The organism is Dapis brunnea BLCC-M229 (assembly GCF_050015995.1).
Lineage (GTDB): Bacteria > Cyanobacteriota > Cyanobacteriia > Cyanobacteriales > Microcoleaceae > Trichodesmium.
Genome location: NZ_JBNHEP010000228.1, coordinates 1 through 15,827 on the forward strand (window position 1 = coordinate 1; position 15,827 = coordinate 15,827).

Genomic DNA, 15,827 nt, shown 5'->3' on the forward strand with positions numbered 1-15,827 from the left:
TCACTCTGAGATTGAGGTATTTGCTTCTATTGCGTATGTGGCAATAGTAATTTTTACTCACTCAGATTTAGGTAGTTGCTTCTATTGCGTATATAGCAATAAGAATTTTTGCTTAGTCTCAGATTTAGGCAATTTACTTTTAACTTCCTGTAGAGGTTTGGAGGTTTGAAGAGGATTTGGAGACCAAACCCCTACGAAATTCTTTACTCTGAACAGCATCCCCATATTTTCTTGTAATATTTTAGGAAATTGATAGAAAAATTTTAACCTAGTTTTGTATTTGAGCAGTGGGAGGAGTAAGAATAAAATAAGTCTTTTAGTTTAACGATCGCTAAGAATTGGATTTTATCTTATCCCCTAAATTTATCGATTCGGTTTACTTCTTTCATCTTCCCTCTTCCTTCCTCAAAAAAATGATAAATTTTGCCGAAATAAAACCTCAAGTCAATCCTAAATATTCTTTTGTCGGAATTGAGAAAAAGAGAGGTAAGTTAATTTTTCATTTACCAAAAGGATTTACTCAGGACGATCCAAATATTGATAGATTTGACTTTAAATGTGAATTATTTTTCAAACTCTATAAACTCCTGAAAATAATCCAGAAAATCTATCAAGAAAAAGGATATTTACAGAAAAATATCAAAGTTAATGACCGTGACGGTGTACTGCAACAGGAAGTGGGAAAAGAAGTTGTCGTTAAAGATGCTCAAGAAAGTATTTTTTATAGCAAACTTGATGCCTTAGATAATATCTTAGATATCTACGATGAGTTGAAAATATTAGCACTTGTCTCCCGTCTCAGTAAATCTGAAACTATAGACTATAGTAAAATTTATCGCTATCTTCATAAAGCGATTTTCCTAAACAATGGTGCAATATTTATAGACTACATTGACGTACCTAGTCAACAAATATCTTATGAAACGTCTGATATTGTAGCAATGTATTGTTATCTATTTAGTGAGATTCAGCAAAAATTAGGGGAAAATATCAATCCCAAAATTGCTGCTTTATCTACTAGGTTTCGGGAAAAATATATTGGGGATGAATATAGCTTGTTTAGCGAAAATCATTATCCATTAATTATTGAGACTTTACGAGATGCTTTGCAAACAATTGATAAATATACGCCATTGAAAGATATAGATTATTGGGATTTTTATGATGCAATTGAGAAATTTTTATTTGGGGAGTTGGATGACACAAAAGACGGCAAAATCTGGGGATTTAATAATTTTCATAGTGTTTGGGAGGGAATATGTTTAACTTATTTGCTCAAACAGACAAATTCATGTTTTGTCTGTTATCTGAATAGTCGATATATTGCCTCAGAAATAATTGCTCATTTGAGCTACAAAAACAGAATCATCGATCTGAGTAATATTTTCCATGTCAACGGTAAAGATATTTTTCCCGATGCTGTAATTCTTTCATTTCAGACAAAAGATAACCGCTCAAATTCTGCACTTTCAGATTTAGTTCCACCTAAGACTTCATATCAAATTGAAAAAGTCAAAAATTGGAATGACTTACGCTACTACACCAGTTTCAAATGTAATAAATATCAATTAAAAATTGCTCAGATTAACCAAAACCATGAACTGGAAAATCATACTTTTTATGAATTGGCTAAATTCTGCAAACTTGAGGCAGATGTACTAATAGTTTCTTCTTTGCCAGATCGGTTTTATTCTTACTGGGAAATTTGGGATGATTTTAATATCGAACAATTACAAATGATGAAAAATTTGAATCATGTATTTTATCTGGCTTTGAAATTTGGCATCTTATCATCTGACAGATTTTTTCAACGCTTCATTGATTATGTATTGGGGTCTGAATCTTTACTCAAAGACAATATATTTTATCTGTCATTATTTCGAGATAAAGATAGACTTCGCTCTCTCAAAGAAATTAATCAAAGCTTTGGCAATTTCCTGAAAAAAATTATGAGCAAAATTTCTATCCAAATCATTGATATTAAATATGCTAACTTTGATTATTATCTCAATCCAGGAAACCGAGAAGAAATTAAAAGTAGAAGTATTAGAAAACAGTTTGTCTATGAATATCTGATTCAAAATTATCTGGAAAATAATCAAAATATTGTCAAAAGTTGGAGAATTAATAGTGAATTTTGGCTGCCTATTTATAGGAAAAATTTACCAGTGCTTACTCCTGGTTCTAGATATATGGATAATTATGTGAAATTAACAGGGGTTAATATTATGAAAGTTATTGATAGTTATATTGAAGGTTAGGGAATTGAGAATTGAGAATTGAGGATTGAGGATTGAGAATTGAGAATTGAGAATTGAGAATTGAGAATTGAGGATTCAAAATTTATTTTGGTAACGGGGATTTGTCTGTCATCTTTTTTTATCAAAATTATACCATTTTCAAAAAAGGCAGTTACATCTGATTTTTTTATTTATTCCTACAATAAAAAAATGGAAACTCCATCAACTCTATAAATTAAACCTTTTTTTCTCTTTTTTATCATATTTTTTCCCCTGTTCTCTGTTTCCTATTCCCTGTTCCCTGTGTCGTGACTGTAGTAATATTTTATGAAATTGGTATTAGTAATGGCGATCGCTCAAATAAAAACTCAACAATATATTTAATTGCAGCTTAAATTAGTTCACATGATTTTTTTTATACCTTTAAGATAAATCTTTCTGAGTTTTTCTTCAAGACGAGTAAAATCAAGTTCACCACTTAGAGGAATTCTCGGTAACTCGGTTTTGCTGTTTTCATATTCCTTTAAAGTTTCATCATATATACGTTCACCAGTACCCATCCCATTAAGAGAACGCATTCTATCAAGTTCTGACTTGGGAAAATAATATTCAACATAAAAAACAACAACTTCACTTCCTGTTAAATATCCCTCAAATCCAGGCCAGAATGGTTTATTTGCATATCTATAACCTATACCAAGAACTTTATTAGAAAATGTTAAATTCTTCCAATCTATTTCGGGATGTATAGCCAATTGTTTATCAGTTCTTAAAGTCACACCCCAAAATTTGGGTTCCTGTAGCTCAGAATTAAGTTCTTCAATTATCCCATTAACAATATCATAAATTTTTTCAAGAAATTTTTTAGCTACATTTTCAAATAACTCCTTGTCTATATCAGTTGATACTTTATACTTAATCTCATCTAACAAAATTTTTTCATTATATTCTTGATTTTCTGACTCTAAAATATTTATTAAAGCAGTTTTAAGCGCAGGAATAGACTGCCAACGGGAATCTATGATTGTTCTAAAAGCTGTATCAAAAACTATATTAATTTTGGATAGTATGTATTCGGGTAAAGCTGATAATTTTTGTCTAGCTTTTTCAGTCTGATGTGGTTTATTTCCTTTTTCATCCAAAAGATGACGAGACGCTTTTCCTGTTATTACAAAAAACAAAATGCCACAGACTTGTGTTATGTCTGACCTTGTATCTCTTTGTGAACCACTTTCTCGTTTATGCTCTGGAAGAACAAAAAACCTATTTCCTATATCCTGTCCTGTAGGTGTTAAATTTGTATCATCCTCTTTGTTGAAAGAAAGACCAAAATCTATTAATACTGGAGTAGTTAGAGAATCGTTTCTAACCATAATATTGTCAGGCTTAATATCTCTATGCACTACATCTCTTTGATGACAATATTCAACAATATCTAACAATTTAATTGTGAACTTGACAGCATCAAATACATCAATTACCCCCTTCTCTATAATAAACTTCTCTAAAGTGCTTCCTTCTATAAATTCAGTCACCATGTATAGAGGAATATTTAAGTCTTCAAAATACTCGTAATTTGAATCAATTAATTTAGGTATTCCGGGATTTATAAAAGTTTTGAGATTATTTACCTCTCTACTCATTCTGGCACGTCTTTCTTTATCTTTTTGCTTATGAAGTATTTTGAGTACATACTCACCAGGAGGAAATGAATCATTTTTAGGTTTTACTAAAGAAGTTTCACCTTGACCACCTTGACCTATTTTTTCACTAATAGATTCCCAGTTCTTATCCCAAGGTTTTTTCTTATTTTTGCTCATACAAAAATTTTAGTACACAATAGGAAAAAGCATTATATTATTATAGCAATCCTAAATAGGTTGCAGGTAATTAAACAGTAAATAACAAAACTGAAACTCCTACCTGCTCCATAAAAAACAGTAATATTTTTGACACAAACAAATAATATAGAATTGCTATATTGATAAAATTGCTGCTGATTTTGATAGAACGATGTCTGAATTTTAGGATGCTTTAGGAAAATGATTTTATTCAGTAGTCATATTTTTAATATGATTTATAAACCATTCATTGACTAAATTTGTACGTCAATTTTTCTCTGTTCAGCAATTAGCGCAGACATCTTTCCCCCATAGGTTTACCTCACCAAACTGGAATTCGCTGTATTTTTTTCTCCTGAAAAGGAGAAGCTTTCAAGCCCTGGGAATAAATTATTAATTATTAATTAAACTACCGATCGCCTCTACAGACAATTCTTCAATATTATCCAAAACTACTTTTGCTCCTGCCTCCAATAATTTAGCAGTATAAACATTTTGCCTTTCCTCACTCTCCTGTACATGGGGAGGCAACACACCCACCCCAACCCAACTTCTCGACGGCACCTGTTTCCGAGCATTCTCCACTGTATAGATATCTCCCACTGTATCCCCAACATAAATCACAGGTAAATTTTCAGCCAAACCATCTTGTTTTTCCAACTGCTCCACTACTTCAAACAAACCAGTTGGGTCAGGTTTTCCCGGTGCATCCTCCATCGCCACCACTACTGGGAAACTCAACTCCAACTTTCCCTCCAAAACATAAGCAACTTCTGCCCGCATCGCTCCACTAAAAAATCCCCAAGAAAACCCTGCTGCCATCAACTCCTCAAAATAACCAGAACTTACCAACAAAGGTTCCGAACAAATATAACCATTCCAGTTATCCTCATCTAAACCCCGATAACGAGACTGAAAAAAAGCCACTAATTTTTGATAATCTAAAGCTACATCCTCCCGTTTCTGAGCTTGGCCTTCAAAATGGCGATAAACTAACTCTCGCGAAGCTTCCCAGTCATTATTCCAAACACCCTCAGACTTAAGCTGGTCAATATCTGCCAAAGTAGGGGTAAATGCGCCGGATGTACAATACTCTACCGTATCAGCGATCGCCCGTCGATAAGACCCACCCACATCCCGAATCACACCATCAATATCGAAAACCAAAATTGCTTTATTCATCATCAAATTTTTATGGTAAAATGAAATTTTGTGTGTGTAAAGTTTGAAAATTAGCCGAAAATTGGCTCAGGAGGTAAATTGTCCAAATTTGTACTAAAAGTAGTCTGGTTAGACGATAATGTAGCACTTGCTGTAGATCAAGTGGTAGGAAATGGTACCAGTCCTTTAACTTGTTACTTTTTCTGGCCTCGGAATGATGCCTGGGAACAACTAAAAACAGAAATGGAAGCAAAACATTGGATTTCAGAAGTAGATCGGGTGGATCTCTTAAATAAGGCTACTGAAATAATTAACTATTGGCAAGAAGAGGGTAGAAGAAGACCACTTTCAGAAGCTCAGGCAAAGTTTCCAGAACCAGAAATAGTTTTTACAGGTACTAATTAATGAATTTAGAATTCTGAATTTAGAATTCTGAATTTAGAATTCTGGTGTGACTAAATTTGAGAGGCGCGAGAATGCCTTAACCGCCCTGGTTACTCCTATAGGCGACTGCTATATAACAGTTGAAGCAAAGGTTAGGACATTTCTAAATATTCAAACCTTTTGATAGTCTACTTTTCCCTGTTCCCTATTCCCTGTTCCCTATTACCTATTCAAGTAGCGCTATACTAGACTATCTTACACAGTTAATCTAATTAATCAAGGCAGAATTTGTTAATGAACCAGGAACAGACATTACCAATCAGCGACCAACTGCCACTTGTAACTTCGCCAGATATTCTCAAAAAAGCTATTGTATATAAGCTTGATAGCTATATTTCAGGTCGTGGCGAGTTGGTGCTTCCTTGTCTGCCTGGTATGCTCGACTATTATATAAATATTGTAGAAAATTTATTTTCTCATCTGGGTAGACCAATGCCTGCTGAAAGAAAACTACAATTGCGTCAAATGATGGAAACGAGGTTAACAGAGGGGTTTAATATTTCTGCAACTTCAATGTTGGTTATTCAATATGAATTAGTCAAGCCTCCCAAAAAAGGTATAGCTTGTCAAGTAAGTATTCGCACTCCAACTTTAGGAGAACAGTATAAGTCTTGGATAGAGAAAAGAAAGCCTCCTTTATTTGGTTCTCATCCGGATGCTAAGGTTTTAGGAACTGTGGGAGAATTTGACAAAAATGCTGCTTTGAAAATATTAGATGTGGGAGGAGGAACAGGTAGGAATGCTTTACCTTTGGCGCGAAAAGGTCATTATGTAGATGTTTTAGAGTTAACCCCTGCTTTTATTGAACAGTTACAAACAGCGATCGCTACAGAAAATTTATCAATGAATGTGATAGAGGGAGATATTCTCGCTCCACTGACAAGGTTGCGACCAGCTTTTTATCAGTTGGCGATCGCTACAGAAGTAGTATCTCATTTTCGGGATATAGATGACTTACGGTTATTTCTAGCAAAAATGTCTGATGTTACTTGCTCTGGTGGTTTACTTTTATTCAATATATTTTTAACAGTAGAGGAATATGTACCAGATAAATTAGTGCGAGATATGGCGCAGTTATGTTGGTCGAGTTTGTTTACATCTGAAGAGTTGGCAATAGCAATGGAAGGTTTACCTTTAGCAATGGTTTCTAATGAGTTAGTCATAGAATATGAACGTCAACATTTACCAGAAACTGCATGGCCTCCCACAAGTTGGTTTGAAAGTTGGGCGACTGGTAGAGATATATTTCCCTTAGCTAATGGTAAACCACCCCTGGAGTTACGGTGGATATTATGTCAGCGGGTGTAGTTATTTCAGTTATCAGTTATCAGTTATCAGTACCTCCTGAAATAGAGAGGCTTGAAAGAGTGAATTTTCTTTGAGGTTAGGACATTGGTAAACCAGGAAACTTATTCAGAGATTACTTTTAACTTTTGACTTTTGTGTAGGGCTATACTTTTTTATTCCTGCCTTAAAATGAGATTATTAATAAACACTAGAAAGTTTGCCTAATGTCAACACCATCACCCCATCAAGGTTGGAATATTACTGAAGAACAAAGAGAAATTTATAGACAACGTTCAAAAGCATCTAGTCGTGCTAAAAAGCAAGCTTTAAATGGAGAAGGGAAAAAACCCATACATCCTATCAATATCCCTAATCTAAATCCTGAAAAGTTGATGCCACAAATGCCTAAAAATAGATGGCGAACTCTCTCCTTATTTAGTGGAGGTGGTGGTCTTGACCTTGGTTTTGAACTAGCAGGTTTTACTCATATTTCCTCCTACGATATTCTCGTAGAAACTGGTAATACTTTGCGCAATCTTCGACCAGACTGGCAAATTTTTTCAGGTGAAAAAGGAGATGTCAAAAAAGTAGATTGGCGCTCCTATTGTGGCTCGGTTGATATTATCCACGGGGGTCCACCTTGTCAGCCTTTTTCTGTTGCAGGTCGTCAAAAAGGTAAGGAAGATAATCGCGATATGTTCCCTCAATTTATTCGCGCTGTACTAGAAATTAAACCTCTGATATTTGTAGCAGAAAATGTCACGGCATTGGTAAGTAAAAAGTTTGGCAAATATGTTGAAGAAATTATTGAATCTCCTTTAGCGCCTCACTATAAAATCACAAAATTTATTTTAAATGCTCCAGATTTTGGCATTCCTCAAATTAGAAAGCGAGTCTTTTTTGTCGGTTTTCGGGATGAAAAATATTTAGCTAAATATCAACCTCCTCAGCCTACCCATTATTGGCATTATCTACCAACAAATCAATCTCCAAAACCAGTTCAACTTAATCTTTTCGATTATTTTGAAACTCCAGAAAAATTACAACGTTGCATGGGAACTCGTGAAGCTTTAGGATTACCAAATATTGGATTTGATGCTTTATCACCTACTCTAAGAAGTGGATTAACCGGACCTCGCCATACTACTTCTATTTTAAGTAGTGTTTCTGCACAAAAAGCTTGGGAAAAATTACATATTTGGCCGAACGGAGTAGCAGAAAATCGTGAAAAAGCACATTTATTTGTAGCCAAAAATAATCATTTTCGGTTATCTGTTCCTGACTGTGGAATTCTCCAAGGTTTTCCTGAGTCTTGGCAATTTTCTGGTGCAGTTTATCAAGCATTAGGTCAAATTGGTAATGCTGTACCACCTCCTATGGCTTATCAAATAGCATTATCTATTTCTCAAGTATTTTCTTGAATATTTTCTATTACAAGTTGTCTTAAACGTTGAGCATGATTATTAGTTATTCGCTCCCAATCTTTAAAATATGAAGCAGGAATATGGGGATTATTTAAAGTTGAACCTCTCTCAATTAAATATTGACATCTATCTCTTAAAATCAAAAGCATTCTTTCAGGAGAGTAGCCGAATTCTAAATCCATTTTATTTCGGTATTCTTGGATTGTGTATTGTCTTTTTTGCAGACTCTGAGCATCTTCGAGGGTGTAAACTTCTTTTTCCCCAACAATTTCATATAGTAAAGATATACTAATCAATTCTGGTATTAATTGAGCAAGTTTATAATCTGATGCAACATAAGCTGATTTTTCACTAATCCAAGGAGCCATCATTTTAGGGGAAGCATATAAGCAATATTTTAGAGTTTTACCACCTTTTTCATAGAAACCAAATAACCAATGTTTTTCTCTCCACTTTTTAATATGCTCTGGTCCAAAATCTCTAACTGTAGTTACAGAATTCTTTGTAGTTGACTTTAATTCAAAAGGAATTTTCAGTGCATTTAAGAGACTGTTTGTAAAATAAGTATTAAGAGAACATGCGAGTGACTAAAATCTAAAAGCGGTAATACTTCAAGAGATTGAAATTTGGTAGGTAGAGAAGTATTCAGTACATATATTCCTAGATTTTTAAGCGACAAATATTTGTCTTGATTTCTTCCTCCTTATTCCCTATTCCCTATTCCCTATTCCCTGTTCCCTGTTCCCTGTTCCCTGTTCCCTGTTCCCTATCTCCTTTTTATATTTCCTTTACAAACAATCTCTAAAGTCAAAATTGCATCTGTTCCACTACGAGTTAAATTGACTGGTCTTTCTAAATTAAATAACTGGATAAGTTCATTCTCTCGACTATCATCTTGTACTGTCATTAATTAACTGGGATTGGAAAATAATTAATTTGATAAATATCATGAATTTTATTAATTAGAAAGACACAAAAAACTGAAGTATGTAATGAAAAGTAAAATCCTCAAAACTTTCCTTTCTATTACCTTTTGCCTCTAGCATGAGTGGCTGTGATAACGAGAATTTTTCATACCCAGTTACTTATTTTGCTTTAAGCATTAAAAATAGCTATAACTAATCAGTCCAAATAACCAATTTCCCAGAGTGGAATGAATCAAAAAATTATAGATTTCTCCAGTTTTCCACAATTCTTGTAACCGTGTTCCATGATAACCAAATAAAACTATAAAACAAAAAATATGACACTGATGGTTTTGAATTAAAGGTATATAAAATACCCGGATTTTTTGATTATTTATTAATTCCAAAACAAGATGTAAAATTGCAATTACAAACACAGCAAAAAATACAGGCCCAAATAAATGATAAGCGATCGCCTGACTTAAATCACCTCGTGCAACTGCCATGACAGAGCGGGTTAACCCCCATCCAGGACAAGGAATACCTACATAACGTAAGAGTGGGCATCCTAGAAATGGTATTTTCAAACCAAAATTTAAGAGGTAACTGCCAATAATAGGAATAAGAGCGATCGCCAGATAAATATATCGTTGACTTCGCTCTTTATTAGACAAAATTTTAGAATACTTTTCCATTGAATTTCTTTACCGACTACGCAACAAATCCCAACTAAAACAAGTGAGATAAATTAGAATTGTTGCCATTTGTTGAAATATGACTAATGCAACAGTTTTTACTAATAAATTACTTTCTGATTGAGAATAACCAACCATCGATCCTCCTGCCAGAATCGCAATGAGAATCAAAAAAATTATTTTCCTATACTTAAGTTTGAGCATTGTTCAAATTCTCCCCATTCTTGATTATATTTTAGGTCAATGCTACATATCCAAAGACAAAGAAAACTGCACAAGGAATGATACATATCAACAATAACCAGGGAGATTTTTCCAACTTATTAAAAATTCTCACCCAAGCCATAATGTATTTAATCGAAGCGATGATATTAACACATGGAATACAAGCCAAAATTGTCCATAAAACAGGTTTTTCCTCATCACCAGCTTTGAAATGAATGTATGTACCTAAAATTGGAATCCAAGCATACCAGGCATTTTCAACATTTAATTTTTGGTAAATCTTATAGCAGAAAAATGCCATTATTAAGTATCCAATTACACCACCTCCAACTTGAGTTGGTTCTACCTCTGGTACTTCTGGTAGTTCAGTTGTTGCTTCCTGTGCCAATAAAATTGGTAACATCATACCAATAGCTGAATTAACCCATGAAAATTCACTCAAATATAGCATTTGTCCTCATCCATTAAAATTAATAACAATTGAGATTTTTATCTATAACTAAGCAAACTTTAATCCTCAAAATATTAGAAGCATTAAAATTTTGTTTTTTTTAAAGAATTTGAATTATATATACCTAGTTGTAAGTTGAACTAATTCTAATAATTAAACAGACTATACTTTCTGAGAAAAGACTCAATATTTTCATAAATTTTGAGATTTTCATTATAACTAAATCCACCATGATCGCCCCCTATAATAGTTAATAATTGATTCGGTACATTAGCTTGATTAAGTGCTTCGTGAAATTTCACGGCATGATTATATGGCACACTTAAATCAGCATCACCGTGAACAGTAAAGATAGGTGGCAGTTGAGAATGTACATAATTTATCGGAGAAATACGCGACCCTATTTCCAAGCGATCGCTCTGGTTTCCCATCCACTCCAAAGCATAATCTCGAACATTTGCTCCCTCCAGCAAATCTTTGACATCAGTAATACCATACCAATTGACGATACCTGCTACCTTTAATTCCTCATCACCTTCGCAATAAGAGTCAAAACCAGCATTAGGAGTTAACAAAGCAGTTGTCATAGCTAAATGACCGCCAGCAGAAAACCCGCTAAGAATAATTTTTTCAGGATTGAAATTGTATTGTTGAGCATTTCTCATTACCCAACGTAAAGCACACCGACAGTCTGCTACTGCTGCAGGTGCTAACGACTGTGCTGCCAAACGATATCCCACATTAACAACAGAAAAACCCATTTTCAGATATGGCAATAAAAAAAACAACTCAACTTCTCTAGGACGGTCTACCCAACCCCCACCGTGAATAAATATTACTGTAGGTTGTGGTTTAGGGGCGAGAGATTGATAAATATCTAACTGCAAATCGTAATTATTAACAGTCAAGTATTTAATATTTTTGTAAATGCGATAGTTATTTGAAAATGCTAGGATTTCAGAAGCAGGATTTGACAGTATTTTCCAAGTATTAATTGGCAGAAAGTTATAACCAAGAAATACTGCTTGAGATGATACTTTAGATAGATATTTTTTGAACATTACCTTTAGTGTTAATATAAATTTATTCTAGAAATTTTAAGTTAATATTTTTAGGGAATGTTTGTCAAGGTTACTTGATACTTTACTCTCGCGACTCTAGTCTACATTTAGCAAAATCAAGAAATTAATAATTTGCGGAACAACCCTAAACAATTATTATCCTATAAACTACCTACTACTGATTAGTAAGATAAATTTTTCCCAATTATAATTATCTGTTCATCTCTGTAAAAATTATTCTCTTGTCCGACTACTTCTACTCACTTACTAATGTATTTAGCAAAATCAATAAATTTCGATACTTTTGCGAAAAACCATACACACTTACTAAATTACCAACCACTTTTAGTAAAAGCATTTTCTTGCTAATAAACATCATCTAGTTTATACCTATAAAATCCTGACTTTGCCAGAATTATTTAACTCAATTACTATCATATTTAGCAAAATCAATAAATTAAAAATTTACGGAAAAAACCGACACAATTATCAACCAAAAAATCAACTATAACTAATTAGGAAAAAGTAAGATGATTTTATTCCTAATTTCAATTATCCGTACATCCGTACCAAAATCCTTGTTTTGCCAGAATTATTCAACTCACCAAAAAATCAAGTTTCAAGCCTCCCCTCTTAAAGCCATGAAAAAAGTCAACTTTAGTATTTCAAGACTCCTATTTCAGTAGAAAGTACTGATAAGTGAAATTACCTACTACCTAATTCCAGCAGGTCTAACTCCAGTAACTTTAAGAGTAATTCTGTACAGACTTTTACTAGCTGTTAAATAAAGAGTTTTATAGTCATTATTTCCCCATGCTAAATTAGTGACTCTCTCCGGTACAGAAATAATTCCTAGTAACTTTCCTGATACAGAAAAAACCCAAACTCCTCCTGGTCCAGTGCTATAAATATTTCCCTGTAAATCTACTTTCATCCCATCAGGAACACCTTGTTTATTCGGGTCTTTTAATTCAGCAAAAATCTTTCCGTTTTCTAAAGTTCCATCTGACTTAACATCAAAAATACGAATATGACCTTTTTCAGAATCATTAACATAAAGTTTACTTTCATCAGGCGAAAGAGCAATACCATTAGGACGAACAAAATCATCAACTAATAAACTTAATTTACCATCTGGTGCAATTCGATAAACACCATAAAAACCCAATTCTTCCTGTTCTGATTTAATCCCATAAGGAGGGTCAGTAAAATAAATACTGCCATCTGATTTGACAACTAAATCATTCGGACTATTCAAACGTTTACCATTATATTTATCAACAAGTGTAATTATTTTGCCATCTTTTTCAGTTCGCGATACCCGACGATTACTATGTTCACCAGTAATTAATCTTCCTTGTAAATCAAGAGTATTACCATTAGCATTGCCAGAAGGACGACGAAATACTTTAACCTCTTGATTAGGTTGCCATTGATAAATTGTATTTTCAGGAATATCACTAAATAGTAAAAAACCTTGTGGATGCCAGACAGGTCCTTCAGTAAATTTGAAACCTTCTGCTACTTTTTCTACCTGTGCATCTTTCCCAATAATTTGTTGTAAATTTTCTATTGAGCTAGCTTGATTTAATTGGAAATAATTATTTATTGCTTGACTACTATCATTATAAAAGATAGTTACTACTGCTACTAATAAGATAGTCGATCTAAAAATTCCAAATTGTATACTTGACATTTTATATTTGTGGTTAATTTTGATTGAGGTTAGATTTGGATAGGGAAGATATTTTACCATTTTTCTCTCCAAACAGTAAGTAGTATACTAAAATTGTTATCGCTTTTGATGAAAGACTGAATATTTGTCAAGTTTTATATTCTGAATTAGAATAAAAAGTTAATTAACCACAAAAGTCTTGGATAATTGCAACAGTCTAGTTAATTTGAGACCAAACTACGACTACTCCAGATGTTTAATCCTTATATGTCTTAAACTAATATAGAAATCAGGAATCAGATGTAAGAATTTAAGTGTTTCTTAAAAGAATAGAGTATAGCAGTTATCTTATTCATATATATACATTTTTTCTTTCTTCTGTGTTCCCTATTCCCTAAAAATCTCCAATATCTCATACCAATTCACTTTAAGGATGTCACAAATAGTTTCAAACTTTAAATGTCAAATAATTGCCTGAAACTGTTGTTTTATCAAAGTTTTTAGCAATCGCAAATCTGGCATTTTGAATTCTAAATTCTGAATTCTGAATTCAGTGAAACGGTATCACAACTCAAATCATATTGCTATATTGAATTTATCAATAGTCCCTAGTAACCATAAATCACCATTCAATTAATAATTACCATGCAAATTTCCAGTAATCAAACTTCTCTATCCAAAACACTCCATAACCGACGAAAAAAGTTAGCCAACTTAATTAATTTTCCAGCTATACTTTGGTCAGGAAGTCGTAGTTCCCGTAACTTTCCAGCTAATACTTTTCCCTTTCGTCCTAGCAGTCATTTTCTTTATTTTGCTGGTCTACCTATTGAAGATGCTGCTATACGTTTAGAAGCAGGAAAATTAGAACTATTTATGGATAATCCACCGCCAAGTAATCTACTTTGGCATGGAGAAATACCAACACGGGATAGCCTGGCAGAAATTATTGGCGCCGATGCTGCTTTTCCGATGAAAGAATTAAAATCTTATGCCGCAAATGCAGCAACTATTTCTGTACAAAACCCCACTACTAAAATTACACAATCTCAGATTTTAAATCGCGATATTTTTCCCTCTAATAAACCCCAAGAAATTGACTTAGAATTAACAAAAGCAATTATCTCTTTAAGACTTAGCCATGATGATACAGCTTTAACAGAAATCAAACAAGCAGCAGCAGTAACAGTAGAAGCTCATAAAGTAGGAATGGCAGCTACAAAAAATGCTAAATTTGAAGCAAATATCCGCGCTGCAATGGAGAGTATTATTATTTCTCATAATATGACTTGTGCTTACTCTAGTATTGTGACTGTACATGGGGAAGTTTTGCACAATGAACAATATTATCATCCTCTACAAACAGGAGATTTACTATTAGCAGATGTAGGTGCAGAAACAACTTTAGGTTGGGCAAGTGATGTGACTCGTACTTGGCCTGTTTCTGGTAAATTTTCTCCTACACAAAGAGATATTTATGATGTAGTTTTAGCTGCCCACGATGAATGTATTGCTCAAATTAAACCAGATGTTGAATATATAAATATTCATCTATTAGCAGCTAAAATTATTGCCGAAGGATTAGTTAATTTAGGAATTTTAAAAGGTAAACCAGAAGACTTAGTAGAAATGGATGCTCATGCTTTATTTTTTCCCCATGGAGTCGGTCATATATTAGGTTTAGATGTACATGATATGGAAGATTTAGGAGATTTAGCAGGATATGAAATGGGTAGAGAACGTAGTAGTCGTTTTGGTTTAGGTTTTTTACGATTGAATCGTCCTTTAATTCCGGGAATGCTAGTCACAATTGAACCTGGTTTTTATCAAGTTCCTGGAATTTTAAATAATAAAGAAATGCGTCAAAAATATCAGAATATTGTCAATTGGGAAAAGCTAGAATATTTTTCTGATGTTCGAGGTATTAGGATTGAGGATGATGTTTTAGTTAGGGCAAAGGGTGCTGAAATTTTGACTCAAGAATTACCTAGCGATATTGATGCAATTGAAAAATTAGTAGGATAATTATTTAGGAATTACTGAATCAATTTTTAACCTTAAGTAATCATAGTTTTGATAATTAGGGTTTGCTTATGGAAGTCTTTTAGTAAGAGGAGGATTTAGGAGTCAGGAGTCAGGAGAAATGGGAATTATAGAGGAGATAGTAGGAAAAATCCTCCCTTGATTGTTCGGCCTAACTCTTGATCAAAATCCTAAATTTTTGAACCTGAGCCACCTCAAATTTTGCGCGAGACAACCATCTATAATATCGAAGCTTTTCCTATCCCAAAGATATGAGCCGCTTCCGTGATTTTACCTCCATTTTCCACAAAATTTATTACTTTTTGTATTAAGTCTAAACTGTAAGGCATGGTTAAAAATAGTTTCTAGTTGACTTGATTTTATTATACTGAACTT

General features: G+C 33.4%; 14 protein-coding genes and 1 pseudogene. 5 read left to right on the forward strand and 10 right to left on the reverse strand.

Going from position 1 to position 15,827, the window contains the following annotated elements; genetic code table 11:
- Positions 1 to 413: 413 nt before the first annotated feature.
- Positions 414 to 2,261 carry a hypothetical protein gene (locus ACP6PM_RS26485; protein ID WP_426589892.1) on the forward strand — a complete coding sequence of 616 codons (1,848 nt, stop codon included), beginning with the start codon at positions 414 to 416 and terminating at the stop codon, positions 2,259 to 2,261.
- 380 nt (positions 2,262 to 2,641) lie between these two features.
- Here the strand turns inward: ACP6PM_RS26485 and ACP6PM_RS26490 are convergent, their stop codons facing one another.
- Complete coding sequence (locus ACP6PM_RS26490) at positions 2,642 to 4,060, reverse strand: serine/threonine-protein kinase (protein ID WP_426589893.1); 1,419 nt, start codon at positions 4,058 to 4,060, stop codon at positions 2,642 to 2,644.
- Positions 4,061 to 4,474: 414 nt separating this feature from the next.
- Positions 4,475 to 5,266 carry a TIGR01548 family HAD-type hydrolase gene (locus ACP6PM_RS26495; RefSeq protein ID WP_426589894.1) on the reverse strand — a complete coding sequence of 264 codons (792 nt, stop codon included), beginning with the start codon at positions 5,264 to 5,266 and terminating at the stop codon, positions 4,475 to 4,477.
- 75 nt (positions 5,267 to 5,341) lie between these two features.
- Here ACP6PM_RS26495 and ACP6PM_RS26500 point away from each other — a divergent pair, with 75 nt between their 5' ends.
- The 3 genes from ACP6PM_RS26500 (at position 5,342) to ACP6PM_RS26510 (ending at position 8,394) form a co-directional block, all read left to right on the forward strand.
- Entirely contained in the window at positions 5,342 to 5,647 is a 306-nt protein-coding gene (locus ACP6PM_RS26500; RefSeq protein WP_293097027.1) for a 30S ribosomal protein PSRP-3, read from the forward strand.
- A gap of 273 nt (positions 5,648 to 5,920) precedes the next feature.
- Positions 5,921 to 6,994: a class I SAM-dependent methyltransferase gene (locus tag ACP6PM_RS26505; protein WP_426589895.1), complete on the forward strand. Its 1,074-nt coding sequence runs from the start codon at positions 5,921 to 5,923 to the stop codon at positions 6,992 to 6,994.
- A gap of 203 nt (positions 6,995 to 7,197) precedes the next feature.
- Positions 7,198 to 8,394: a DNA cytosine methyltransferase gene (locus tag ACP6PM_RS26510; RefSeq protein ID WP_426589896.1), complete on the forward strand. Its 1,197-nt coding sequence runs from the start codon at positions 7,198 to 7,200 to the stop codon at positions 8,392 to 8,394.
- Here ACP6PM_RS26510 and ACP6PM_RS26515 read toward each other — a convergent pair.
- The 7 genes from ACP6PM_RS26515 to ACP6PM_RS26545 form a co-directional block, all read right to left on the reverse strand.
- Positions 8,379 to 8,768 carry a hypothetical protein gene (locus ACP6PM_RS26515; RefSeq protein WP_426589897.1) on the reverse strand — a complete coding sequence of 130 codons (390 nt, stop codon included), beginning with the start codon at positions 8,766 to 8,768 and terminating at the stop codon, positions 8,379 to 8,381. The two genes, ACP6PM_RS26510 and ACP6PM_RS26515, sit on opposite strands and share 16 nt — an antisense overlap.
- A 395-nt stretch (positions 8,769 to 9,163) precedes the next feature.
- Positions 9,164 to 9,304, reverse strand: a complete 141-nt coding sequence (locus tag ACP6PM_RS26520; RefSeq protein ID WP_426589898.1) for a hypothetical protein — start codon at positions 9,302 to 9,304, stop codon at positions 9,164 to 9,166.
- Between the two features lie 195 nt (positions 9,305 to 9,499).
- Positions 9,500 to 9,997, reverse strand: coding sequence for a DUF2752 domain-containing protein (locus ACP6PM_RS26525; RefSeq protein ID WP_426589899.1), 498 nt, complete (start codon positions 9,995 to 9,997; stop codon positions 9,500 to 9,502).
- A 9-nt stretch (positions 9,998 to 10,006) separates the two neighbouring features.
- Positions 10,007 to 10,168 carry a hypothetical protein gene (locus ACP6PM_RS26530; RefSeq protein ID WP_426589900.1) on the reverse strand — a complete coding sequence of 54 codons (162 nt, stop codon included), beginning with the start codon at positions 10,166 to 10,168 and terminating at the stop codon, positions 10,007 to 10,009.
- A 64-nt stretch (positions 10,169 to 10,232) separates the two neighbouring features.
- Complete coding sequence (locus ACP6PM_RS26535) at positions 10,233 to 10,673, reverse strand: DUF5684 domain-containing protein (RefSeq protein ID WP_426589901.1); 441 nt, start codon at positions 10,671 to 10,673, stop codon at positions 10,233 to 10,235.
- Positions 10,674 to 10,819: 146 nt separating this feature from the next.
- Positions 10,820 to 11,734 (reverse strand): alpha/beta hydrolase fold domain-containing protein, encoded by a 915-nt coding sequence (locus ACP6PM_RS26540; RefSeq protein ID WP_426589902.1) that lies wholly within the window; start codon positions 11,732 to 11,734, stop codon positions 10,820 to 10,822.
- A 712-nt stretch (positions 11,735 to 12,446) separates the two neighbouring features.
- On the reverse strand, positions 12,447 to 13,430 hold the full coding sequence (locus ACP6PM_RS26545; RefSeq protein ID WP_426589903.1) for an SMP-30/gluconolactonase/LRE family protein: 984 nt from the start codon (positions 13,428 to 13,430) through the stop codon (positions 12,447 to 12,449).
- A 624-nt stretch (positions 13,431 to 14,054) separates the two neighbouring features.
- Here ACP6PM_RS26545 and ACP6PM_RS26550 point away from each other — a divergent pair.
- On the forward strand, positions 14,055 to 15,434 hold the full coding sequence (locus tag ACP6PM_RS26550) for an aminopeptidase P family protein (RefSeq protein WP_426589904.1): 1,380 nt from the start codon (positions 14,055 to 14,057) through the stop codon (positions 15,432 to 15,434).
- Between the two features lie 196 nt (positions 15,435 to 15,630).
- On the opposite strand, the pseudogene ACP6PM_RS26555 reads toward ACP6PM_RS26550, so the two are convergent.
- Positions 15,631 to 15,781, reverse strand: a pseudogene (locus tag ACP6PM_RS26555) (IS630 transposase-related protein); the annotation flags it as partial.
- Positions 15,782 to 15,827 lie beyond the last annotated feature (46 nt).

Bases quoted from the DNA above. Each gene is read 5' to 3' on its own strand.
- ACP6PM_RS26485 (WP_426589892.1), top strand. From the start codon at position 414: ATGATAAATTTTGCCGAAATAAAACCTCAAGTCAATCCTAAATATTCT.
- ACP6PM_RS26490 (WP_426589893.1), bottom strand. From the start codon at position 4,060: ATGAGCAAAAATAAGAAAAAACCTTGGGATAAGAACTGGGAATCTATT.
- ACP6PM_RS26495 (WP_426589894.1), bottom strand. From the start codon at position 5,266: ATGATGAATAAAGCAATTTTGGTTTTCGATATTGATGGTGTGATTCGG.
- ACP6PM_RS26505 (WP_426589895.1), top strand. From the start codon at position 5,921: ATGAACCAGGAACAGACATTACCAATCAGCGACCAACTGCCACTTGTA.
- ACP6PM_RS26510 (WP_426589896.1), top strand. From the start codon at position 7,198: ATGTCAACACCATCACCCCATCAAGGTTGGAATATTACTGAAGAACAA.
- ACP6PM_RS26515 (WP_426589897.1), bottom strand. From the start codon at position 8,768: ATGATGGCTCCTTGGATTAGTGAAAAATCAGCTTATGTTGCATCAGAT.
- ACP6PM_RS26520 (WP_426589898.1), bottom strand. From the start codon at position 9,304: ATGACAGTACAAGATGATAGTCGAGAGAATGAACTTATCCAGTTATTT.
- ACP6PM_RS26525 (WP_426589899.1), bottom strand. From the start codon at position 9,997: ATGGAAAAGTATTCTAAAATTTTGTCTAATAAAGAGCGAAGTCAACGA.
- ACP6PM_RS26535 (WP_426589901.1), bottom strand. From the start codon at position 10,673: ATGCTATATTTGAGTGAATTTTCATGGGTTAATTCAGCTATTGGTATG.
- ACP6PM_RS26540 (WP_426589902.1), bottom strand. From the start codon at position 11,734: ATGTTCAAAAAATATCTATCTAAAGTATCATCTCAAGCAGTATTTCTT.
- ACP6PM_RS26545 (WP_426589903.1), bottom strand. From the start codon at position 13,430: ATGTCAAGTATACAATTTGGAATTTTTAGATCGACTATCTTATTAGTA.
- ACP6PM_RS26550 (WP_426589904.1), top strand. From the start codon at position 14,055: ATGCAAATTTCCAGTAATCAAACTTCTCTATCCAAAACACTCCATAAC.